Raw genomic sequence first — 19,465 nt, forward strand, 5'->3', positions numbered from 1 at the left:
CCTGAACGCGCCCATCTATCGCGCGACCCACTTTGCCGACTAGGTCATCGCGGTAAACGAGATATGAATTTATCGCCTTGCGTGGTGTCGAAAGAGCGGCGCGTCTCAAACTGGCACGCCTGTTCGGCGAACCGGAAAGACCCGCCTGCCGCGGCGCGGCTCAATCGTCGCGCGAGACCTTTTCGCGGCGTTCATGCGCTTCTTGCGCTTCGACGGTCATCGTCGCCACGGGCCGCGCGATCAGTCGCTTGAGACCGATCGGATCGCCGGTGACCTGGCAATAGCCGTATTCGCCCTCCTCGATCCGGCGCAGGGCGGCGTCGATCTTGCCGACCAACTTGCGCTGCCGATCGCGGGTGCGCAATTCGATGCCCCAATCGGTCTCGCTTGACGCGCGATCGTTCAGATCGGCTTCGCGGATCGGACCGTCGGCCAGCGATTGCAAGGTCTGCCCGGCGGCGTCGTGGATCGAACGCTTCCACTCAATCAACAGCATCTGGAAATAAGCCTGCTGCCGCTCGTTCATATAGTCTTCGTCGTCGCTCGGGACATAATTCTCGCCGAGCAATTTGCGGGCATTCTCGACGATTTCGATCTCTTTGGAAGCGGCCGCTGACATGTGGTTGTGTTGAACCCCGAACCTATCCGACCAGCCCCACCAAGCGGCCCGTAATGCAAAGCCCTGCCTGCCCTTCGCGTTGGGCAGGCGCGACGCCCGCGGCCTATAGGCACGTCGCCCCCGACCCGCAAGCAAGTTCGGTGGCGACCTGCCTTTGCAAGCGGCTGCAGGGGGTGAAACGTTGGATGAGGTTCGGCTGTAGAAGGGCGGTCCGCACAAAAAGGCCTGCCTCGTTAACGTTTTGTTGACCACGATCCGGGAGGTCTGGTGCACCGCGGTTCGCTGCAAACGGGGGTCGGACCGGCGAGAAATGGGGAATGCCCGATGGAACTGAAGTCTGTTAATTTTCACGATGCCCAGCCGCTCGGGGCGGGCGGCGTCGATCTTGCCATCGCCGGCTATCTCGCCGACGCGATAACCGGCGATGTCGGCGCGCTGTTCGATCTCGGCGTCGCTTATTCGACCGGTTCGGACGATATCGCCTGCGACCTTGTCGAAGCGCACAAATGGTTCAACCTCGCCGCTTCGCGCGGGCACGAGGAAGCGGCGCAGTGCCGGGCCGATGTCTCCGACGAGATGACCGCGCGCGAAATCGCCGAAGCACAGCGCCGCGCGCGGCAATGGCTCGCCGAGGAGCGCCGCGCCGCGTGAGGACAGGGCTTATTCGCCCCTCTTGAACGGGGTCCGCATATTCAGAACGATCTGATCGGCGTCGACGCCCTCTCGCTCGCGCTCGAGGAAATCGGCGACCGCGGCGCGAAAACCCGGATCCGCCAGCCAATGCGCCGACCAGGTCTGCACCGGCTCGTACCCGCGGGCCAGCTTGTGTCCGCCCTGTGCGCCCGCCTCGACCCGTGACAGTCCACGTTCGATGGCGATGTCGATCGCCTGGTAATAGCACAGCTCGAAATGCAGGAAGCGCACATCGCGCGTGCAACCCCAGTAACGCCCGTAGATCGCGTCCGACCCGACGAAGTTGAGCGCGCCGGCGATCGGTTCGCCGTCCTCGAAGGCCAGGATGAGCACGATGCGCTCCCCCATGCGCTCGCTTAGCAGGGTGAAGGCCTCGCGCGTCAGATAGGGCGTGCCCCATTTGCGCGCGCCGGTGTCCTGGTAAAAGACCCAGAACGCATCCCAATGGTGGGGAGCGATGTCCTCGCCCATTAGCCGCTCGATCCGCAACCCCTCCTGCGCGGCGGCGCGCTCCTTGCGCAAGTTCTTGCGTTTGCGCGAGGCGAGATCGGCGAGAAAGCCGTCGAAGCTGTCATAATCGCGATTCAGCCAGTGGAACTGGATGTCGCTGCGCATCAACCAGCCCTGCGCTTCGAACAGGCCGATCTGCGACGGCTCGATAAAGGTCGCATGGGCACTGGAGAGGCCGTTCTGCTCGCACACGATCTCGGCGCCTTTCAGAAGCGGCTCGGCGAGGCTGTCGTCGCTGAGAAGCAGGCGCGGTCCGCTTGCGGGCGTGAAGGGCGCGGCGATCTGCAGCTTGGGGTAATAACTGCCCCCGGCGCGGTGCAGCGCATCGGCCCAGGAATGGTCGAAGACATATTCGCCCTGGCTGTGGCCCTTGGCATAGCTCGGCATGGCGGCGAGCAGGCGACCCTCGGCGTCGGTGATCGTGATCGGCACAGGGTCCCAGCCGGTCCCCGGCCCGACGCTGCCCGAATCTTCCATGGCGCTGAGGAATTCGTGGGCGACGAAGGGGTTTTCATGCCCGCCCAGCGCGTTCCATTGATCGGCATCGAGGCTCGCCACGCCGGGTGCGAGGCGCACCGTCAGTTCGCGCGCGTCATCGCTCACGCAAGCCCCTCGCCTTCGGAGATCAGGGCGTCAGTTTCGCGCAGCGCGAGTTCGCGCAGTTCGGGCGAGCGCACCGTCCATGCGAGCAGCGGGCGCCCGCTTTCGCGCCAGAGCCGTGCAAAGGTGTTTGGCAAATCGCGGATGTCGACCGCGAGGAAATGCGGATCGGCGGCTTCGATCATGCCTTCCTGCCGCCAGACGCCGAGAAAGCCGAGATCAAGCGTATCGGTGCAGACGAGCCCGCGCACCATAGCCGGCGAATGGCGCGCGAACCACCGCACAGCGCGCGGATCGAAGCTCATGACGCCGTATTCGCCGTCATACCCTTCGAGCACCTCGGCGGTAAGCTCGCAGGTCGCTTTGACCTCGTAGCCCGGGCGCGACTTGATCTCGACGAGGATCGGGACGTCGCTGCCAACGATTTTGAGCAGCGTTCCGAGCCGCGAGGGCCGTTCGTCGGTGTTCTGCAGAACCATCGCCTCGAGCTCGGCGGCATTGAAGACTTCGGTCAGCCCGGTCACATCGGTCAGCCGCGCCAAGTCCCAGTCGTGAAACACCATCGCTTGACGATCGAGGCTACGCTGGACGTCGCATTCGACGCCCATGCCCGCCGCCATCGCTGCCTTTGCGGCGGCGAGCGAATTTTCCGGTACGCCCGGCGAATGGAGGCCGCGATGGGCGAACTCCCATCGTGTCAACCAGTCCGGGGCACGGCTGCTCGCAGGATCGGCTTTTTGGGCAGGGGCGGGCGCGGTGTCGGTCATCAGGCCCGCATCACCCCGCCAGGGCGATGATTGCGTCGACCTCCACCGCCGCTCCCAGCGGAAGCGCGGGCACGCCGACTGCCGCGCGGGCATGACGGCCCTTCTCGCCGAAAACCTCCTGCATCAGGTCCGAGGCGCCGTTGGCGACCTTCGGCTGATCGGAGAAGCCGGGCGTGCTGCTGACGAAGGCGCCGAGCTTGACCACGCGCTCCACCCGTTCGAGCACGCCCGCCGCCTCGAGCTGCGCCAATATCATGAGTCCGCAGGCGCGCGCCGCTTCCTGGCCGCGCTCCACATCAATGTCTTCGCCCAGCCGTCCGGTCACGAGCTTGCCCTCGATTAACGGCAGCTGGCCGGAAACGTGAGCCATTCCGCCGTGCACAACCACGGGGACATAGCTTGCGACCGGGGCGGCGGCCTTCGGCAGGGCGATGCGGAGCTCGTTCAGGCGTTCCTTGATGGTCATGCGGCTGTCTCCTCCAATTGTCCGATCAGCCATGGCAGCGCCTCGGACCAGCGATCGATCCGGGCCTCGGCATGTCCGGCCTTGTGCGCACATTCGATATGCGGCGCGATCAACGCCTCGCCGCAGAAATGCAGCGATGTGGTGCCCGGGACGACCTCCTTGACCGAGGCATGATGCTGGGCGAGGTCGTCGATGAAGATCGCACGAGCAGGCTGATATTCCTCGACGATCCTTGCGAGTGCCGGACCCTTGGGCCCCTGGTTCGTGTAGACCTTCGCCTCGAGCCCGTGTTTCGCCAGTTGCTGCGCGCGCACGTCGCGGCGAAAATCGACGAGATTGGTCAGCACAACGACATCGGCATGTACGCGTAGGGTGTTCAACGCCTCGATCGCGCCATCGATCGGCTGCTGCCGATCCATTTCGGTGTCGAAGAAGCCGCCGAGCTTTTTCCAGATCTCGTCCGGTTCGAGCAGTTCGCCGCTCTCCTGCCAGCGCAGGGCCTCGCCGAAATTGCCGCCGGCTAGCGAGAAATCGATGCCCTGGCTCGCCTCCAGCCATTCCTTGAAGTGGGCGACCATGTGCAGGATCACTTCGTCGCAATCGCTGATGATGAGGGGACGGTTCATGCGGTCAGATCTTTCCGTGCGGCGATCAGTTCTTCGGGCGTCACCGCCAGCGCTTCGGCCGCGCGCAGTAGATCGGGTTCGTGATTGGCGAGAAAATCGAGCGCCGAACACCAGATGGCCGGCTCGCCCAACCCGGTGCGCAAGGCGTCGGGATCGAGGCCGGTGAGCGCTAGATAACGCTGCGCGCGCTCCTCGTCCTCGAGGATCCAGCCGAGCGCCGCCAGCGCCAGCGTGCCCGCGCGCTGCGAAGCGCCGGACGGCGGCTCGCTCGTGGGCCGGTGGGCGGTGCGCTGTTCTTCGAGCTTGGGGATTGTGAAGGCCTTGCTGGAGGGATAGTCTGCCGCCCAGGTCGCAGATCGGGACGCAATTCGATGACGAAGCGAATTATGGTGGTGGAGGACAACGACCTCAACCGAAAACTGTTCTGCGACGTGCTGGTGGCAAACGGTTTCGCGGTCGATCCGGTCGCCGATGGCAATCACGTTCTGGCGACGGCGCGCGACCTGTCCCCCGATCTCATCATCATGGATATCCAGCTTCCCGGCATATCGGGCGTCGACCTGATCACCGCAGCGAAGAAGGATCGGACCTTGCGCGACATCCCGGTGCTCGCGGTCACCGCCTTTGCCGGCAAGGGCGACGAAGAGCGGATCAGGGAAGCGGGCGCGGCGGGCTATCTCGCCAAGCCGGTGTCGATCATGCCGTTCATGAACGCCGTCAAGGCGCTGCTGCCGAACTAGAACATTGTAAGCCGTTCGTAGGCGAAGACGATCCAGGTCACGAACACGCCCCAGACGAAGCAGCGATAGGCGTAGTTCAGATATTTGTATTTCTTCTTCGCCAGCACCGCGCCGCCTTGATGGATGTCCTTCAGCATGGTCCGGAACAGGGTTTCGTCGGTTTCGAACCGGTCGAGCATCTCCTCGGTCCACTCCTCGGTGCTGAGCGCGGTGTAATGACCGAAGAAGAGGTAGTTGAAATTCGCCCGGTCTTCCGGCGCGTTGGGGACCGAGGGGATTACCGACATGACCGCGAAGAGCGAGGAGATGAACGCCGTCGCCGCCAGCGCCAGGACCGAAAAGGTCACGCCTTCGCCGAACAGCTGGGTGATCGACATGGAGAAAACGACGAAGGTCGCACCGATCAGGATGGATGCCTTGTTGTCGGCCATCGAGGACAGCGACAGCGTCTGCGTCTGCGCGGTGCGCACGAGGTGGATCGAATGATTGGAAAATTTGCGCTCGCTCGCTGCCGGAGCGATCTCGCCGGACGGTTCGCTTACGATCTCAGGCTTTGCTTGTGCCACGTTTCCGATGCCCCCATATCTGGCCTCCACGCGTGATCTGCCACTGCGGCGGATGCTTGACAAGTTCGGCTCCGCTTCGCTTTGCAGGTGCGACACCTCTCCCCGAAGGGCCGCTGCGGCCCCGCAGCATGGGCAGTTCCCTTCATGACCAAAGACGAAGTCGACACCCGTATCCGAGCGCTGATCGAGCCGTTCAACAAGAAAGGCGTCGCCATCACCGACGAGACGACCTTTCAGAACGACCTCGAATTCGACAGCCTGACGGTGATGGATTTCGTCGCCGAGATCGAAGACGAGTTCGACATCATCATCACGATGAACCAGCAGGCCGAGATCGAGAAATACGGCCAGCTGGTAAGCGCGGTTCACGCGATGCAGAAAGATTGAAGGGAGCCGCAAGGCCATGAGCGATACGGCAACCGTCAGCGAGGCACCCTCGGGCGACCTGTTTTCCAAGTTCGACGACATCATCGAGACCCGCGAGACGCTGCTCGCGAGCGGGGTCGAGGATCCGTACAATCTGGTGATGGAGAAGGTGCTCTCGCCGACCCGGGCGATCTGCAACGGGCGCGACACCATTCTGCTCGGCACCTACAATTACATGGGCATGACCTTCGATCCCGACGTGATCGATGCGGGGCGCCAGGCCCTGTGCGATTTCGGCACGGGCACGACGGGCAGCCGCGTGCTCAATGGCACCTATCAGGGCCACAAGGAGTGCGAGGACGCGCTCCGCGAATTCTACGCGATGGACCACGCGATGGTCTTTTCCACCGGCTATCAGGCCAACCTCGGGATCATCTCGACGATCGCGGGCAAGGGCGATTATGTCGTCCTCGACATCGATAGCCACGCCTCGATCTACGATGGCTGCGCGATGGGCAATGCCGAAATTGTGCCTTTCCGCCACAATAATGTCGAGGCGATGGAAAAGCGCCTGAAGCGCATCCCGGAAGAGGCGGGCAAACTCGTCATCCTCGAAGGCGTCTACTCGATGCTCGGCGATGTCGCGCCACTCAAGGAAATGGTCGCGATCGCCAAGAAACACGGCGCGATGGTGCTCGTCGACGAAGCGCATTCCATGGGCTTTATCGGCGAGAACGGACGCGGCGTCAGCGAAGACCAGGGCGTCATCGAGGATGTCGATTTCATCATCGGCACCTTTTCCAAGAGCGTCGGCACGGTCGGCGGTTTCTGCGTCTCGAACCATCCCAAGTTCGACATCCTGCGACTGGTCTGTCGCCCCTATGTTTTCACCGCCAGCCTGCCACCGAGCGTGGTCGCAACCGCCGCGACCTCGATCCGCAAGCTGATGCACGGCGATAACAAGCGCGCGCATCTGTGGGAGAATTCCCGCATCCTGCACAAGGGGCTGCGCGATCTCGGCTTCGAGATCGGTACCGACGAGGCACAGAGCGCGATCATCGCGGTGATCATGCCCGATCTCCAGCAGGGGGCCGCGATGTGGGAGGCTCTGCTGAAGGAGGGTCTCTACGTCAATCTCGCAAGGCCCCCGGCGACGCCTGCCGGCATGACGCTGCTGCGCTGCTCGCTCTGCGCCGAACATTCGGCACAAGAGGTGCAGGAGATCCTCGCCATGTTCGAGCGGGCGGGCAAGGCGACAGGCATCCTGTCCTGATCATGATCCGCGCCGCCGCCAGATCGATTTGACCGGATCGGTTCATTGCGTAGAATAAGCGAACCACGCCTCGCGCGGATCATTCTATTGCGGTGACCTCGTCGCAGGCATGACCCGCCCCTGCCTCGTCGTCCTCGCCGCCCGCCAGCTGCGCGAATGCGACAAAGCCGACGACGACGAGGACGACGAAGGCGGTCGTGACCCAGCCGAGATAGCGGTCGATCACCAGCTTGATCGGCGCGCCGAAAATCTGGAACAGGACCCCAACCACCATGAAGATCAGCGCCCGCCCGGCCAGCGCCGCGAGGGTGAAGGTGACGAGATCCATCTCGATAAAGCCAGACGTGATCGTCATCAGCTTGAACGGCACCGGCGTACCCGCGGCGAAGAATACGGCCAGCGCCCCTTGTTCGCGGATATAGCAGGCGGCGACGGGAAAACTCTCGGTCAGGCCGAGCACACCGATCAGCCAGGCGCCGACGGCTTCGTAGAGAAAATAGCCGATCGCGTAGCCGAATAATCCGCCCAACACCGACGCAATGGTTGCGACCGCGGCGAAATAGACCGCTTTTTTGGGAGCTGCGAGGCACATCAGACCGAGCAGCGGATGCGGAGGGATCGGAAAAAAGCTCGATTCGATAAAACTGAAGAAGGCCAGCCACCACACTGCGTGTGGGTGCGCCGCCTTGTCCATCGTCCAATTGTAGATCGCGTGCAGCCAGCGCAAAACCTTGCTCCTTCAGGGTGTTCGGCGCCGTAGGGCGTCGCGTCGCACCGCGCAAGTCGCCCGTCCTTATAACCTTAATGGTTATTTATGCTTGACATCGTCACGCTTTATGGTAATCAGGGATCAACGTCGGATAATTGCGATTCGCCCCGGACAAGGCCGGGCCCTTCCGCACCGAACCGTTCCACAAACCTTCGATACGGCTTCAAACCTCCCTTGCATGGAGATCAATGATGGCTGCACGTTCCACGCGACGGGACGCGGAACCGCGCTTTACCAAAGCGCGGCAGACCCAGTTTCTCGAACATCTCGCCCAGAGCTCCAATGTCCGCAAATCGGCCGCGAAAATGCGGATTGCGCCGAGCACCGCCTACAATCTGCGCCGCAAAGATGCCGAGTTCGCACGCCGCTGGCTGGCGGCGCTATACGAAGGCTACCTCCACCTCGAGCTGGAGGTCGTGCGCCGTCTGCGCGATGGCGACATGCAAACCGAAGGCGCGAACAGGTACGATTTTGCCAACGCCATCCGCCTGCTCAGCGCCCACCGGGACACTGCCGCGCGGGCGCAGGCGCAGCAACGCAATGTCAGCGCCGCCGAAGTGCGCGCGTCGATCGACAGCAAAGTCGAAGCGATCCGTCGCCAGGTGCGCCAGACGAAGGAAAGGCAAGGCGAGGCCAAGTGACCGGCTGGCTCGAATGGCTCGCGAACCTGCAACCGGATGTTCGCGGCCAAGTCATCGCCGCCGTTTCGCAAAGGCTCAATGGCACAGAGCGAAACGCATTCGACTATCATTGGAACATGCTCGCAAGGCCCGCCCAGCTGGCGCCGGCGGGATCGTGGCGGAGATGGCTCATCATCGCCGGACGTGGCTTCGGCAAGACACGCGCCGGCGCGGAATGGGTCCGCTCCGTAGCGGAAAGCCATTGCGATGCGCGCATCGCGCTGGTCGCCGCCTCGCTCGCCGAGGCCCGGGCGGTGATGGTCGAGGGAGAGAGCGGGCTGCTCGCCTGTTGTCCGCCCGACGAAAGACCGTTGTTCGAACCCTCGTTGCGACGCCTTACCTTCGCCAATGGCGCTCAGGTTCAGCTGTTCTCCGCAGCCGAACCCGAAAGCCTGCGCGGACCGCAATTCAGTCATGCCTGGTGCGACGAAATCGGCAAATGGTCCAATGCGAACGAGCGCGCCACGCGCGCCTATGACAATCTGCTGATGGGCTTGCGGCTCGGCGAGGATCCGCGCATCGCGGTGACCACGACGCCGCGCGCGGTGCCGCTGGTCCTGCGGTTGCTCAAAGGCGAGCAAGATGGTTCTTCGGCGATCACCCGCGGTTCGACTTACGACAATGCCGCCAATCTTTCGGCGCAGTTCCTGACGGCGGTCGACGAGGAATTCGGGGGCAGTCAACTGGCGCGCCAGGAAATTTCGGGCGAGTTTCTGCGCGATCTCGAGGGCGCCTTGTGGACCCGGTCGCTCCTCGAAAGCTGCCGCCTCGACAGGAAGGGTGGCGCGCTTTGCCGGATCGTCGTCGCCGTCGATCCCCCCGCCTCGGCAGGCGGCGACGAATGCGGCATCGTAGTCGCCGGCCTGTGCGAGGACGGCAGGGCGCAGGTCCTCGCCGATTGCTCGGTGAGCCGCGCAGCGCCCGACCGCTGGGCGCGCGCGGTCGCCGATGCGGCACAGCTCTGGAACGCCGACCGCGTCGTCGCCGAAGCCAATCAGGGCGGCGCAATGGTCGAGAGCGTCCTGCGCGCCGCCGATGCCGCGCTGCCGGTGAAGCTGGTTCATGCGAGCCGCGGAAAAGTTGCGCGCGCCGAGCCGGTGGCAGCGCTCTACGCCGCGGGAAAGGTCGCCCATGCGGGCACCTTCGCGCAGCTCGAAGACCAGATGTGCGGGCTGATGATCGGCGGCGATTATGCCGGTCCCGGCCGCTCGCCAGACCGCGCCGATGCGCTGGTCTGGGCGCTGACCGAATTGATGCTCGGCCACTCGGCCAAACCCAGCGTGCGATCGCTCTGACGCGCGCCATTCGAAGGAAACCACCATGGCCCTGATCGAACAATTGCTGACCGCCTTCAAGGGCGCCGGGGGCAACCGCGTCCCGCTCGCCCCGGGATCGATGCCCACCTGGCATCCCGCTTTCGCCTGCGCGGACAAGGCGCAGCCCTATCGCTACGAACGCGCGATCGAGGACGGCTATCTCGCCAACCCGATCGCCCAGCGCGCGGTCCGGATCGTGGCCGAAGGTGTCGGACAGGCGCCGTTGACGGCGAAGGACGATCCGATCGCGAAACTCGTTGCCGCAACCAGCGCGGGCCAGTCGCTGGTCGAAACGCTGGCGACGCACCTGCTTCTGCACGGCAATGCTTACGTTCAGGTGATCAAGGATGCAGCGGGCCGACCGGTTGAGCTGTTCGCGCTGCGCCCCGACCGAGTCAGCGTAGTCGCCGGTGCCGACGGCTGGCCATGCGCTTACGAATATGCGGTCGGCGGGGACCGGTTGCTGTTGCCGGTAGTGGACGAGGAGGGCTGGGCTAACATCGTCGCCATCCGCACCATGCACCCGCTCGACGATCATCTCGGCGCCGGTGCACTCGAAGCGGCAAACCAGGCGATCGCGATCCACAATGCGGCATCCGGCTGGAACCGCTCCCTGCTCGAGAATGCGGCGCGGCCGTCGGGCGCGCTGGTTTATGAAACGGGCGATGGAGCGGGGCTGACGGCGGAGCAGTTCGAGCGGCTCAAGTGCGAGCTCGACACCGCCTTTTCTGGCGCGGCCAATGCCGGTCGCCCGATGCTGCTCGATGGCGGATTGCGCTGGCAGTCGATGGCGATGACCCCGGCGGATATGGACTTCGCCACCCTTAAGAGCGCGGCGGCGCGCGAGATCGCGCTCGCTTTCGGCGTGCCGCCGATGCTGCTCGGGCTGCCTGGCGACAACACCTATTCGAACTATCGCGAGGCGAACCGCGCCCTGTGGCGCCTGACCCTGTTGCCGCTCGCGCAAAAGCTCTTCGCGGCCCTGGCCGAAGGCCTCTCGCCATGGTTCCCGGATAGCGAGCTGGCGATCGATCTCGATCGCATCACCGCGCTCTCCGAAGATCGTGAGAGGTTGTGGAAGCAGGTCTCCGAAGCCGACTTCCTCTCGAACGACGAAAAGCGCGAGATGCTGGGCCTCGCGCCTGCGGGAGAAACGCGGTGAGCCGATCCGAAACCCTCGCGGCGCTGATGGCGCAGGCCAGCGAAGAAGGCGCGCAGCCGCTGACGCTGCGCGCCATGATCGAAGAGACGACGGAGCTGGCAACCGAGCGCGCGCTCGATCGGCTCGGGCTCGGCGATCGCAATGCCGAGAACGATCTCGACGAGCTGCGCGAGCTGCTGCAGGCGTGGCGGGATGCCAAGGCGAGCGTCTGGAAGGCGTTCCTCGAATGGGCGGTGCGCGGCGTTCTTGCCGCCTTGCTGATCGGCATCGCCGTCCGGCTCGGCGTGTGGGAGCTCCTGTGATGGCAGGTCCAGCGCACCAGCCGCTTCGCTTTGCAGGCTATGCCGGACTGTTCGACATCCCCGATGCCGATCGCGACACGATCAGGAAAGGCGCGTTTGAAACCAGCATCGCGGGGCAGGAAACGCCCTTTCCACTGCTTTGGCAGCACCGCGCCAATCAGCGCATCGGGACGGTCGAGAGCGTGGCCGAAGATGCCAAGGGGCTGCGCGTTATCGGACGGATCGAAGCGCCGGCCAGCCTTGCTGCAAATATGCTCGCGGCGCGAACCGTCAGCGGGCTCAGTTTTGGCTATCGCGCGACGCGCGCCCGGCACGACGATAAGGGCCGTGAATTGCTCGAGATCGAGCTGTTCGAAGTCAGCATTGTCACCCATCCGCTTCAACATGGCGCCCGTATTCACCTGATCGGTTAGCGCCGCGCGCCCTACCCTTTGCAAGACCCCCAGCCGGTCGCCGTTTCGGCGGCCTTTTTCATGCCCGCAAGAAAGGCTCACTACCCATGGATATGACTACCCCTCAAACCTCCAGCACGCCGACCGACCCGCTCGAGGAGAGCTTCGACCTGGTGCAACGTCAGGACAAGGCCGAGGCCGCAATCGAGGTGCTGCGCAGCGATGTAGACGAGGTCAAGGCCCGGCTCGACAAGGTCTCGCGCGCTGCCTCCCGCCCGGCAATTGCCGGCGGCAATTCGTCGGACATCGAGGCCAAGGGCTTCGTAGATGGCTATCTGCGCCGCGGCCAGGAAACGCAGGTCAAGTCGATCAACGGCGTGACGCCGAGCGATGGCGGCTTTGCCGTGCCGCGCACGATCGATGCAATGATCGCCCGCGAGCTGACCGAGATCAGCCCGATCCGCTCGATCGCGCAAGTCGTCCAGACTGGCACGTCGGGCTATCGCAAGCTGGTTTCGACCGGTGGCACCGCCTCGGGCTGGGTCAGCGAAACCGCCGCCCGTCCCGAGACCGAAACGCCCGACTTTGCCGAAATCGCCCCGCCCTCGGGCGACCTTTACGCCAACCCGGCGGCGAGCCAAGCGATGCTCGACGATGCGGCGTTCGATATCGAGAGCTGGCTCGCGAACGAGATCGCCATCGAATTCGCCCGGGCCGAAGGAATGGCCTTCGTCGACGGCACCGGCGTCAACCAGCCCGAAGGCTTCCTGCGCTCGCCGACCAGCACCGCCGAGGACGGCGTGCGCGCCTTCCGCACGGTCCAGTATATCGGATCGGGCGATGCCGATGGCTTCGATGCCGCGCCCGAGGCGAAGCTGATCGACCTCATCCACTCGCTCAAATCTGGCCACCGCCAAGGCGCGAGCTTCGTGATGAATTCGGCGACGCTCGCCACCGTGCGCAAGCTCAAGACCGCGGACGGCGCGTTCCTGTGGCAGCCCGGGATGGTCGAAGGCCAGCCCGATCGCCTGCTCGGCTACCCGGTGGTCGAGGCCGAAGACATGCCCGATGTTGCGGGCGGCGAGTTCCCGATCGCCTTCGGCAATTTCCGTCACGGCTATCTGATCGCCGAGCATAGCGCGACCCGGGTGCTGCGCGATCCGTTCTCGAACAAGCCGTTCGTCCATTTCTACGCGACCAAGCGCGTGGGCGGACAGGTGCTCGATTCGAACGCGATCAAGCTGCTCAAGATCGAGGCCTAGGCCGCCTCGCACCAGAACCCGGCGACGGCCCGCGAACACCCTCTCGCCGGCCGCCCGGTATCACACCCGCGCCGCGCCCCACCCCCGCGCGGTGCGGGTGTCCTTTTATCTGAAGTCACGAGTTTGGGAGAACGCGATGTTGCGGAGAATCGTAGAGCCGGCGGATGCCGGAAGCACAGCGCTTGCCGAGCTCAAGGCCTGGCTTGGAATAACGCGGGACGCCGAAGACGATCTGCTCGCCCAGCTGCTGCAATCGAGCGTCGCGATGTGCGAGGCCTTCATCGGGCGGGCTCCGCTCTCGCAGCTGGTCGAAGAGCGTGTGCCGGTGATTGCGGGTAGCTACACCCTCAAGTCGCGGCCGGTCGCCTCTTTCTCGATCGCGGAGACCGTTGCGCAGAGCGGCATTCGCAATGCGGTCGATCCCGGCTTGTTCGAGGCGGAAATCCGAACCGATGGCAGGCTCGATTTTCGCCTTCTGCGCGAGGTCGAAGGGCAGGCAGTCGCCGTCAGGGTCCGGGTCGGGATCGCGGGCTCCTGGGACGAGATCCCCACTCCGCTGCGCCAGGGCATTATCCGCCTGTGCGCCTATTACTACCGCGATCGCGATCGCACCGTGGGCTCCAAACTATCCGCGCCGCCCCCCGCCAGCGTCAGCGCGCTGTGGCAGCCCTGGCGCGAAATGCGGCTGGCATGATCGCCGCGACAATTCCCGGCGAGGGCCTCGCTCGGTGTCTTCACGCACGCGCAATTGCCGCGGCGAAGCGCCACCGCGCAGCGCCCCACGCATCGCCGAGCAACTGGCATTCGCCGTCCTCGCTCTGGCCCGATTTCGCAGGAGACTGAACCATGGAAAATCACCTGCGCGCCGCGCTGGTCGAATGGCTGCGCGTCGATCCTGCCCTCGCCGCCATCAACGCGATCGAAGAAGAAGCGCCGGTCAGCGCCAGTGCGCCCTGGCTCGGCATCGCCGCCAGCGCTTCGGTCGATTGGGGCGTCAAGGAACGCGCCGGACGCGAGATCCGCGTCGCGCTCGAGCTTGAAAGCCGCACCGATGATCCTGGCGCCGACGGCGCGCTGCTGAACGCGATCGAAGCGCGCGTACTCGATCTGCCGCCCTTACACCCCGCTTTCGAAGTCGCCTCGATCCGCTTTCTGCGCGCGCGCAGCGAAGAGCGTGCCGCCAATCTGCGCGGCGGGCTTCTCGAATTTCGGTTCCGGCTTTTCGCCCCCCTCGCCTGACACCCGTCCCAAACACCAATTCCAATCGGAGTAATCTTTATGCCTGCGCAAAATGGATCCGCCTTCCTCCTCAAGATCGGCGACGAAGGCTCTCCGATCGCCTACGAAACCGTCGCCGGGATGCGCACGACGCAGATGACGATCAACGGCGACCCCGTCGCGATCACGCACAAACAGTCAGAAGGCTGGCGCGACCTCCTCTCGGGCGCGGGCACGCGCTCTGTTTCGGTCAGCGCAGCGGGAATTTTCCTCGGCAGCGCATCCGAAGCTGCAGTCCGCGCTCATGCGCTTGCCGGGACGATCGACGATTACGAGCTGTCCTTCGAAGATGGCGAGCGCCTGCGCGGCCGTTTCCTCGTCCAGCGCCTCGACTATTCGGGGGATTTCAACGGTGAGCGCAACTACACGCTCCAGCTCGAGAGCTCCGGGCCGGTCCTCCCGGCATGAGCCGCCCGGCCAACCCGCTGCGCGGCGAATGCGCCTTTGCGATCGCCGGCCAGCACTACACGCTGCGTCCGAGCTTCGAGAATCTCGTGGCAATCGAGGAGGAAATCGGCTCGCTCTTCGCCCTGGTCGAGCGGGCATCCGACGGGTCCCTGGCGCTGCGCGAGGTTACAGCGCTCGTCTGGCACTGCCTGGAGGCCGATCCCCGCCCCGCCCGCGAGGCCGTTGGTGAAGCCATACTCGAAGCCGGGCTGGTGGCGGCACTCGGACCGGTCAGAACCATTCTCGGCCAGGTCCTCCAAGGGCGATCGTGAACGAGGATGAGCCGGCGGATTTCCGCGCGTCGACGAACCGCTGGTTCGCCTTGGCCGCGCGCTTGTTCGGCTGGCGCCCGCGAGATTTCTGGCAGGCAACGCCCGCCGAACTGATTGCCGCCCTTACCCAGCCCGATACCGATGAGGGCCTAGCCGCCCCAGGCCGCGAGACGATCGAGCGAATGATGGAGCGTGACACCAATGGATGACAATTTCGAAGAGCTCGTCATCGACGTGCGAGCCACCACCGACGGCTTTAAGTCCGACGTCGAGGCCATGCGCGGGGCGCTCGACAACTCGCTTGTATCGGGCTTCGACAAGGCGGGCGGCGTCCTCGAACGCGGGCTGCTGTCCGCACTGCGGCGCGGATCGCTCGGCTTCGACGACCTGCGCAAGATCGCCTTTCGCACGCTCGATTCGATTGCCGCCCATGCCGTCAATGCCGGGATCGGCTCGGTCCTGCCCGGCGGCGGAGGGGCTTCGGGGTTGAGCGGTCTGGTCGGACAGTCGTTGGGCGCGTTACTCGGCCTACCCGGACGCGCCACGGGCGGGCCGGTTTCTCCCGGTCGCGGCTATGTTGTCGGCGAGCGCGGGCCTGAATTGTTCGTGCCCACAAGCTCCGGACGGGTCGCCGCCAATCCCGGCGATGCCGCCCCGGCGAAGGGCGTCAATGTCGCGATCCAATTGTCGACGCCGCGCGGCACCGCGGCGCCCACCGCATTGCGGCGTTCGTCGCGCCAGGTCGCGAGCGCGGTTCGCCGCGCTCTTGCCGAACGCTGAGAACCGGAAAGGAAGACGGCCATGGCTTTCTGGCTGGCGCGCGAACGCCGCGCGCAGGAATCGAGTTTCATCCAGCGGTTCGATCCGCGGTTCTGGCGGGTCAATTTTCCCCGCCCTGCGATGGCCTCGATCGTCACCACTGCGCCCGACGCGATGCAGATCGATGTCGAGCTACATCACGAGGGCGAGCTGGTCGGACTGATTTGGGACAGCGTCGACGAGATCGACCACCCGCTCCTCGCCTACGAGACCAACCGAGACTATTCGAACACGACGCTGAGCTTTCGCTGGCAGTCGGACGGGGTGATTCCGCTCGACCAGGTGAACGGTCCGACGCTGACGATCGAAGGCCGAGACGAGGATGGCAATGCGCGGGTCTGGCTGGTCCGGCTATGGAACTATGCGCAAGGCTCGCCCAGCGATGCGCGGATCGCAATTCCCTTCTCGGACCTGGAGGCGGGGTTCAATCTTCCGGGCGAGCGCGTGCACCCCGCCGATATCGATCGGCTGTTCATTTCTTTCGTCGCGCCGGGATATGTCTCGGGCAGCGACAACCCGCTGCCGGAGCGGTTCAACGGTCGCATCACGATTTCGGAAGTGGTCGCCGATGGCCGGTTCGCGATGCTCGAAATCGGCGATATCCGTCTGCCGGTGCATGGCGAACGGCTCGCCACCGCCTATGACGACGCTTACGATCAAAGCCCTGCGCGGATTATTCGCAATCTCGTCGGTCTCGGCTACCGCGAAGACCTCGTCCATTATGTCGGGATGAGCCACTTCATGCGGCTCGAGCGACAGGGAGGCAAATTGCTCGTTCCGCCCGCGGGCGAACTATGCGTGCCCGCGATCGAATGGCACCGCAGCTTCTTCGACCTGGCGCGCCAGACCGATCTCGAAGCGATCGCCTCGATCTCCTACGAGTTGTTCGACGCATTCTGTCCCGAAAGCTGGAAGCAGCGGACGCTTGGTGGCGACCCGGCGTTGACCGGTTGGGTGCCGCCATCCTCGCTGCTGTCGCCGGCCAATACGGAGGCGATGGGCTGGCTGAAAGACGCCACGGCCGCCTTCGTCGGCCTGCTCGAAGAGGCGCAGCAGCCTGTCCGCGTCCAGATCGGCGAGCCGTGGTGGTGGACCACCGCACAGGGGGAAATCTGCCTCTACGACGACGCCGCGCGAGACGCATTCGGCGGCGCGCCCGTCGCCATTCCCGACATGCGCCAGCCGCTCGATGCCGCTCAAATCGCGCTGTTGGAAGAGGCGGGAGCGCTGCTGGCGCAATCGACGGCGGAACTGTCGGCGCATGTCCGTTCGGTAGCGACCGGCCCGGTCGAAATGCTGCTCCTCGCCTTTACGCCGACGATCCTCGACGAGTCCATGCCCGAACTCTATCGCGCCAACCTGCCGGTCGGCTGGGCACATCCCGCCTTCGAACGGCTGCAGCTCGAAGATTATGACTGGCTCACTGGCGGCGCCGACGGGCTGCGCCGCGCCGCCTACGGTTTCGTCGACGACCGCCTCCAATATCCCGTTGCGCGTCAGGATTACCTCGCCGGCTTCGTGCTGCGGCCCGAAGACGCCGAGACGTTCTGGGCGCGCATCGATGCGGGGATCGACGAAGCGATCGGGCGGGACATTCCGCGGCGGTATGTCTGGGCCCAGCCGCAAGTGAACCGTGACGGATACACCCGCCTGCCGACCATCGAGGAAGATGCCATGAATGCCTTCGACGACGTTCTCTATCCCTTCGCGCTGGGTCGCAATACATCGGTTGCGCCGGAATTTTCGACCTCGATCTCGGTCACGGCATCGGGCCATGAAAGGCGCAATTCTCTGTGGGCCGATGCGCGGGTCCATTTCGATGTCGGGCCGGGCATCCGTTCCGAAACCGAACTGTCGCAGCTCATCGCCTTTTTCCGCGCCCGCCGCGGTCCCGCGCGCGGCTTTCGCATCAGCGATCCCTTCGATCACAGCACGAACGCCATGACGGATGCGCCGACCATGATCGATCAGCCGATCGGCGTTGGCGACGGGCTGACGACCGATTACCAGCTCATCAAATCCTATGGCCCCGGCCCCGAAGCGCAGCAGCGGATCATCACCCGGCCGCGCGGCGAAACGGTCCTCGTCAGCGTGGATGGAGCCGCGACGAGCGATTGGACATTGAGCGAGAACGGCACCCTCTCCTTCGCCAGCGCCCCACCCGCAGGCGCCGATATCCGGGCGGGCTTTCTGTTCGACGTGCCCGTGCGTTTCGCCGAGGACAGGATCGATATCTCCGTCGTGAATTTCGAGGCGGGCGAGGCGCCGAGCGTGCCGCTCATCGAACTGCGCGAGGAAGTGTGATGCGGGTCTTTTTCGACCGCGAACTCGACACGGCCGCGACATTCTGGCGGGTCTTTCGCCGTGATGGCATCGCGCTGGGCTTTACCGCGCACGATCGCGACCTCACCTTCTCCGGCCTTACCCATCGCAGCGCGCCCGGCATGATGCCGACCGCCATTCGGATGACGTCCGATCTCAATGAAGACAGTGCCGGCGTCGAAGGCGCGCTAAGCCACGACGCGATCCGCGAGCAGGATCTTGCCGCCGGATTGTTCGATGGCGCCGCAATCGAGATGGGAATCGTCGATTGGGAGACACACGAGCATCACGTGCTCTACGCCGGCACTTTCGGACAGATCGAGCACGATCGCAGCGGTTTTTCCGGCGAGCTTCGATCGGCGAAGCAGATGCTCGAAGAGGATTACGTCCCGCGCACGAGCCCAACGTGCCGCGCCGAGTTCTGCGGTCGTGGTTGCGGGCTGTCGGCCGTCCGCTATACATCTCGCGCGGTGCTGATCGACGTGGACTACGATCGCAACGCTGTGGCCTTTGCCGGTATCAACGCGGACCTCTATCTCGATGGACAGGTGCGCTTCCTGGACGGCCCGCAGACCGGCGCGGGCTTCTTTGTCGTTGGCGACGAGGGCAGGTGGCTCATGCTGGATCGACCCCTGCGCGAGGGGTTAGCAATCGGAACCATTGCCGAACTTCGCGAGGGCTGCGACCATACGCTCGCGACCTGCGCTGCGCGGTTCGACAATGCCGTCAATTTCCGCGGTGAGCCCTTTCTGCCTGGGAACGACCTGCTGGCACGCTACGGCGAGGGCCTCGGGTGAGACCCGATATGGTTTGCGGCGCCGCGCTTGCCAGGGCGGCGGCCGGCATGCTCGGTTGTCCCTTCCGCCTCTACGGCCGCGATCCTGCGCGCGGGCTGGACTGTGTCGGGCTAGTTTGCGCCAGCCTCGAGGCGCTCGGATTGAGTGCCGACTGGCCCGCGGGATATCGCCTGCGGAACAGTGCGATTTCCTCCTGGCTTGCCTGTGCCGAGCGTTCGCATCTCACGTTAGGCAAAGGCCCCCTGCTGCCCGGCGATATCGTGCTGTTCGCGCCCGGCCTGGGCCAGCAGCATCTCGTCATCGTCGATAGCGGCGAGCAGATGATCCACGCCCATGCCGGGCTTTGCAAGGTCGTGCGCCAACCCCTCGCGCTCCCGAACGACCGGCTGGCGCATTGGCGCCTCGCCTGAAACTTCAAGAA

The 19,465-nt window shown here is 64.7% G+C and carries 27 protein-coding genes; 19 read left to right on the forward strand and 8 right to left on the reverse strand.

From position 1 onward, the window contains the following. Positions 1-160 precede the first annotated feature (160 nt). A complete protein-coding gene (gene dksA, locus V2I30_RS10040) occupies positions 161-619 on the reverse strand; it encodes an RNA polymerase-binding protein DksA (RefSeq protein WP_330662021.1) in 459 nt (152 codons plus the stop codon). Between the two features lie 324 nt (positions 620-943). Here dksA and V2I30_RS10045 point away from each other — a divergent pair, with 324 nt between their 5' ends. Beyond that, positions 944-1,270 (forward strand): hypothetical protein, encoded by a 327-nt coding sequence (locus V2I30_RS10045; protein WP_330662022.1) that lies wholly within the window; start codon positions 944-946, stop codon positions 1,268-1,270. Between the two features lie 9 nt (positions 1,271-1,279). On the opposite strand, the gene V2I30_RS10050 is transcribed toward V2I30_RS10045, so the two are convergent. Genes V2I30_RS10050 through V2I30_RS10070 form a run of 5 tightly spaced genes read right to left on the reverse strand, consistent with a single transcriptional unit; the run spans position 1,280 to position 4,763 of the window. Further along, on the reverse strand, positions 1,280-2,425 hold the full coding sequence (locus V2I30_RS10050; protein ID WP_330662023.1) for a GNAT family N-acetyltransferase: 1,146 nt from the start codon (positions 2,423-2,425) through the stop codon (positions 1,280-1,282). Further along, entirely contained in the window at positions 2,422-3,189 is a 768-nt protein-coding gene (locus V2I30_RS10055; RefSeq protein WP_330662024.1) for a glycerophosphodiester phosphodiesterase family protein, read from the reverse strand. The genes V2I30_RS10050 and V2I30_RS10055 overlap by 4 nt, the downstream gene beginning before the upstream one ends. Positions 3,190-3,199: 10 nt before the next feature. Further along, a complete protein-coding gene (locus tag V2I30_RS10060; protein ID WP_330662025.1) occupies positions 3,200-3,655 on the reverse strand; it encodes a RidA family protein in 456 nt (151 codons plus the stop codon). Continuing rightward, positions 3,652-4,281: an HAD family hydrolase gene (locus V2I30_RS10065; protein ID WP_330662026.1), complete on the reverse strand. Its 630-nt coding sequence runs from the start codon at positions 4,279-4,281 to the stop codon at positions 3,652-3,654. Before V2I30_RS10065 ends, V2I30_RS10060 begins: the two co-directional genes overlap by 4 nt. Then, on the reverse strand, positions 4,278-4,763 hold the full coding sequence (locus tag V2I30_RS10070; RefSeq protein ID WP_330662027.1) for a DUF3572 domain-containing protein: 486 nt from the start codon (positions 4,761-4,763) through the stop codon (positions 4,278-4,280). The genes V2I30_RS10065 and V2I30_RS10070 overlap by 4 nt, the downstream gene beginning before the upstream one ends. Here V2I30_RS10070 and V2I30_RS10075 point away from each other — a divergent pair. Next, positions 4,653-5,021 (forward strand): response regulator, encoded by a 369-nt coding sequence (locus tag V2I30_RS10075; RefSeq protein WP_330662028.1) that lies wholly within the window; start codon positions 4,653-4,655, stop codon positions 5,019-5,021. The two genes, V2I30_RS10070 and V2I30_RS10075, sit on opposite strands and share 111 nt — an antisense overlap. Here V2I30_RS10075 and V2I30_RS10080 read toward each other — a convergent pair. Continuing rightward, positions 5,018-5,587: a Pycsar system effector family protein gene (locus V2I30_RS10080; protein ID WP_330662029.1), complete on the reverse strand. Its 570-nt coding sequence runs from the start codon at positions 5,585-5,587 to the stop codon at positions 5,018-5,020. The genes V2I30_RS10075 and V2I30_RS10080 overlap by 4 nt on opposite strands. 144 nt (positions 5,588-5,731) lie before the next feature. Between V2I30_RS10080 and V2I30_RS10085 the strand changes: the two genes are divergently transcribed. Then, complete coding sequence (locus V2I30_RS10085; RefSeq protein WP_330662030.1) at positions 5,732-5,974, forward strand: acyl carrier protein; 243 nt, start codon at positions 5,732-5,734, stop codon at positions 5,972-5,974. Positions 5,975-5,990: 16 nt separating this feature from the next. After that, on the forward strand, positions 5,991-7,226 hold the full coding sequence (gene spt / locus V2I30_RS10090) for a serine palmitoyltransferase (RefSeq protein ID WP_330662031.1): 1,236 nt from the start codon (positions 5,991-5,993) through the stop codon (positions 7,224-7,226). 79 nt (positions 7,227-7,305) lie between these two features. Here the strand turns inward: spt and V2I30_RS10095 are convergent, their stop codons facing one another. Next, positions 7,306-7,920, reverse strand: a complete 615-nt coding sequence (locus V2I30_RS10095) for a YqaA family protein (RefSeq protein ID WP_330662358.1) — start codon at positions 7,918-7,920, stop codon at positions 7,306-7,308. Between the two features lie 266 nt (positions 7,921-8,186). Here V2I30_RS10095 and V2I30_RS10100 point away from each other — a divergent pair, with 266 nt between their 5' ends. The 15 genes from V2I30_RS10100 to V2I30_RS10170 all read left to right on the forward strand — a co-directional run bounded on the left by V2I30_RS10100 (position 8,187) and on the right by V2I30_RS10170 (position 19,454). Further along, positions 8,187-8,636, forward strand: coding sequence for a hypothetical protein (locus V2I30_RS10100; RefSeq protein ID WP_330662032.1), 450 nt, complete (start codon positions 8,187-8,189; stop codon positions 8,634-8,636). After that, on the forward strand, positions 8,633-9,970 hold the full coding sequence (locus V2I30_RS10105; protein WP_442896925.1) for a DNA-packaging protein: 1,338 nt from the start codon (positions 8,633-8,635) through the stop codon (positions 9,968-9,970). The genes V2I30_RS10100 and V2I30_RS10105 overlap by 4 nt, the downstream gene beginning before the upstream one ends. Before the next feature lie 25 nt (positions 9,971-9,995). After that, a complete protein-coding gene (locus V2I30_RS10110) occupies positions 9,996-11,153 on the forward strand; it encodes a phage portal protein (protein ID WP_330662033.1) in 1,158 nt (385 codons plus the stop codon). Then, positions 11,150-11,455, forward strand: coding sequence for a DUF6127 family protein (locus tag V2I30_RS10115; RefSeq protein WP_330662034.1), 306 nt, complete (start codon positions 11,150-11,152; stop codon positions 11,453-11,455). Before V2I30_RS10110 ends, V2I30_RS10115 begins: the two co-directional genes overlap by 4 nt. Then, entirely contained in the window at positions 11,455-11,868 is a 414-nt protein-coding gene (locus V2I30_RS10120) for an HK97 family phage prohead protease (RefSeq protein WP_330662035.1), read from the forward strand. The genes V2I30_RS10115 and V2I30_RS10120 overlap by 1 nt, the downstream gene beginning before the upstream one ends. A gap of 86 nt (positions 11,869-11,954) precedes the next feature. Beyond that, the gene (locus tag V2I30_RS10125) at positions 11,955-13,109 is read left to right on the forward strand and encodes a phage major capsid protein (RefSeq protein WP_330662036.1); all 1,155 of its coding nucleotides are present in this window, start codon (positions 11,955-11,957) and stop codon (positions 13,107-13,109) included. Positions 13,110-13,245: 136 nt separating this feature from the next. Beyond that, entirely contained in the window at positions 13,246-13,803 is a 558-nt protein-coding gene (locus V2I30_RS10130) for a head-tail connector protein (RefSeq protein WP_330662037.1), read from the forward strand. Between the two features lie 152 nt (positions 13,804-13,955). Then, positions 13,956-14,348, forward strand: coding sequence for a DUF3168 domain-containing protein (locus V2I30_RS10135; RefSeq protein WP_330662038.1), 393 nt, complete (start codon positions 13,956-13,958; stop codon positions 14,346-14,348). Between the two features lie 39 nt (positions 14,349-14,387). After that, the gene (locus V2I30_RS10140) at positions 14,388-14,795 is read left to right on the forward strand and encodes a phage major tail protein, TP901-1 family (protein ID WP_330662039.1); all 408 of its coding nucleotides are present in this window, start codon (positions 14,388-14,390) and stop codon (positions 14,793-14,795) included. Further along, positions 14,792-15,106 (forward strand): gene transfer agent family protein, encoded by a 315-nt coding sequence (locus V2I30_RS10145; RefSeq protein WP_330662040.1) that lies wholly within the window; start codon positions 14,792-14,794, stop codon positions 15,104-15,106. The genes V2I30_RS10140 and V2I30_RS10145 overlap by 4 nt, the downstream gene beginning before the upstream one ends. Beyond that, positions 15,103-15,315, forward strand: a complete 213-nt coding sequence (locus tag V2I30_RS10150) for a phage tail assembly chaperone (protein ID WP_330662041.1) — start codon at positions 15,103-15,105, stop codon at positions 15,313-15,315. The genes V2I30_RS10145 and V2I30_RS10150 overlap by 4 nt, the downstream gene beginning before the upstream one ends. Then, complete coding sequence (locus V2I30_RS10155; protein ID WP_330662042.1) at positions 15,308-15,886, forward strand: tail tape measure protein; 579 nt, start codon at positions 15,308-15,310, stop codon at positions 15,884-15,886. Before V2I30_RS10150 ends, V2I30_RS10155 begins: the two co-directional genes overlap by 8 nt. A 21-nt stretch (positions 15,887-15,907) precedes the next feature. Further along, positions 15,908-18,229: a DUF2460 domain-containing protein gene (locus V2I30_RS10160; protein WP_330662043.1), complete on the forward strand. Its 2,322-nt coding sequence runs from the start codon at positions 15,908-15,910 to the stop codon at positions 18,227-18,229. Further along, positions 18,229-19,044 (forward strand): DUF2163 domain-containing protein, encoded by an 816-nt coding sequence (locus V2I30_RS10165; RefSeq protein ID WP_330662044.1) that lies wholly within the window; start codon positions 18,229-18,231, stop codon positions 19,042-19,044. Before V2I30_RS10160 ends, V2I30_RS10165 begins: the two co-directional genes overlap by 1 nt. Further along, complete coding sequence (locus tag V2I30_RS10170) at positions 19,041-19,454, forward strand: NlpC/P60 family protein (protein WP_330662045.1); 414 nt, start codon at positions 19,041-19,043, stop codon at positions 19,452-19,454. Before V2I30_RS10165 ends, V2I30_RS10170 begins: the two co-directional genes overlap by 4 nt. Positions 19,455-19,465: the final 11 nt, after the last annotated feature.

This window comes from Erythrobacter sp. (assembly GCF_036351135.1).
In the GTDB taxonomy this organism is placed as follows: Bacteria; Pseudomonadota; Alphaproteobacteria; order Sphingomonadales; family Sphingomonadaceae; genus Erythrobacter.

Bases quoted from the DNA above. Each gene is read 5' to 3' on its own strand.
- dksA (WP_330662021.1), bottom strand. From the start codon at position 619: ATGTCAGCGGCCGCTTCCAAAGAGATCGAAATCGTCGAGAATGCCCGC.
- V2I30_RS10045 (WP_330662022.1), top strand. From the start codon at position 944: ATGGAACTGAAGTCTGTTAATTTTCACGATGCCCAGCCGCTCGGGGCG.
- V2I30_RS10055 (WP_330662024.1), bottom strand. From the start codon at position 3,189: ATGACCGACACCGCGCCCGCCCCTGCCCAAAAAGCCGATCCTGCGAGC.
- V2I30_RS10060 (WP_330662025.1), bottom strand. From the start codon at position 3,655: ATGACCATCAAGGAACGCCTGAACGAGCTCCGCATCGCCCTGCCGAAG.
- V2I30_RS10065 (WP_330662026.1), bottom strand. From the start codon at position 4,281: ATGAACCGTCCCCTCATCATCAGCGATTGCGACGAAGTGATCCTGCAC.
- V2I30_RS10075 (WP_330662028.1), top strand. From the start codon at position 4,653: ATGACGAAGCGAATTATGGTGGTGGAGGACAACGACCTCAACCGAAAA.
- V2I30_RS10085 (WP_330662030.1), top strand. From the start codon at position 5,732: ATGACCAAAGACGAAGTCGACACCCGTATCCGAGCGCTGATCGAGCCG.
- spt (WP_330662031.1), top strand. From the start codon at position 5,991: ATGAGCGATACGGCAACCGTCAGCGAGGCACCCTCGGGCGACCTGTTT.
- V2I30_RS10095 (WP_330662358.1), bottom strand. From the start codon at position 7,920: ATGGACAAGGCGGCGCACCCACACGCAGTGTGGTGGCTGGCCTTCTTC.
- V2I30_RS10100 (WP_330662032.1), top strand. From the start codon at position 8,187: ATGGCTGCACGTTCCACGCGACGGGACGCGGAACCGCGCTTTACCAAA.
- V2I30_RS10110 (WP_330662033.1), top strand. From the start codon at position 9,996: ATGGCCCTGATCGAACAATTGCTGACCGCCTTCAAGGGCGCCGGGGGC.
- V2I30_RS10120 (WP_330662035.1), top strand. From the start codon at position 11,455: ATGGCAGGTCCAGCGCACCAGCCGCTTCGCTTTGCAGGCTATGCCGGA.
- V2I30_RS10125 (WP_330662036.1), top strand. From the start codon at position 11,955: ATGGATATGACTACCCCTCAAACCTCCAGCACGCCGACCGACCCGCTC.
- V2I30_RS10130 (WP_330662037.1), top strand. From the start codon at position 13,246: ATGTTGCGGAGAATCGTAGAGCCGGCGGATGCCGGAAGCACAGCGCTT.
- V2I30_RS10135 (WP_330662038.1), top strand. From the start codon at position 13,956: ATGGAAAATCACCTGCGCGCCGCGCTGGTCGAATGGCTGCGCGTCGAT.
- V2I30_RS10140 (WP_330662039.1), top strand. From the start codon at position 14,388: ATGCCTGCGCAAAATGGATCCGCCTTCCTCCTCAAGATCGGCGACGAA.
- V2I30_RS10145 (WP_330662040.1), top strand. From the start codon at position 14,792: ATGAGCCGCCCGGCCAACCCGCTGCGCGGCGAATGCGCCTTTGCGATC.
- V2I30_RS10155 (WP_330662042.1), top strand. From the start codon at position 15,308: ATGGATGACAATTTCGAAGAGCTCGTCATCGACGTGCGAGCCACCACC.
- V2I30_RS10160 (WP_330662043.1), top strand. From the start codon at position 15,908: ATGGCTTTCTGGCTGGCGCGCGAACGCCGCGCGCAGGAATCGAGTTTC.
- V2I30_RS10165 (WP_330662044.1), top strand. From the start codon at position 18,229: ATGCGGGTCTTTTTCGACCGCGAACTCGACACGGCCGCGACATTCTGG.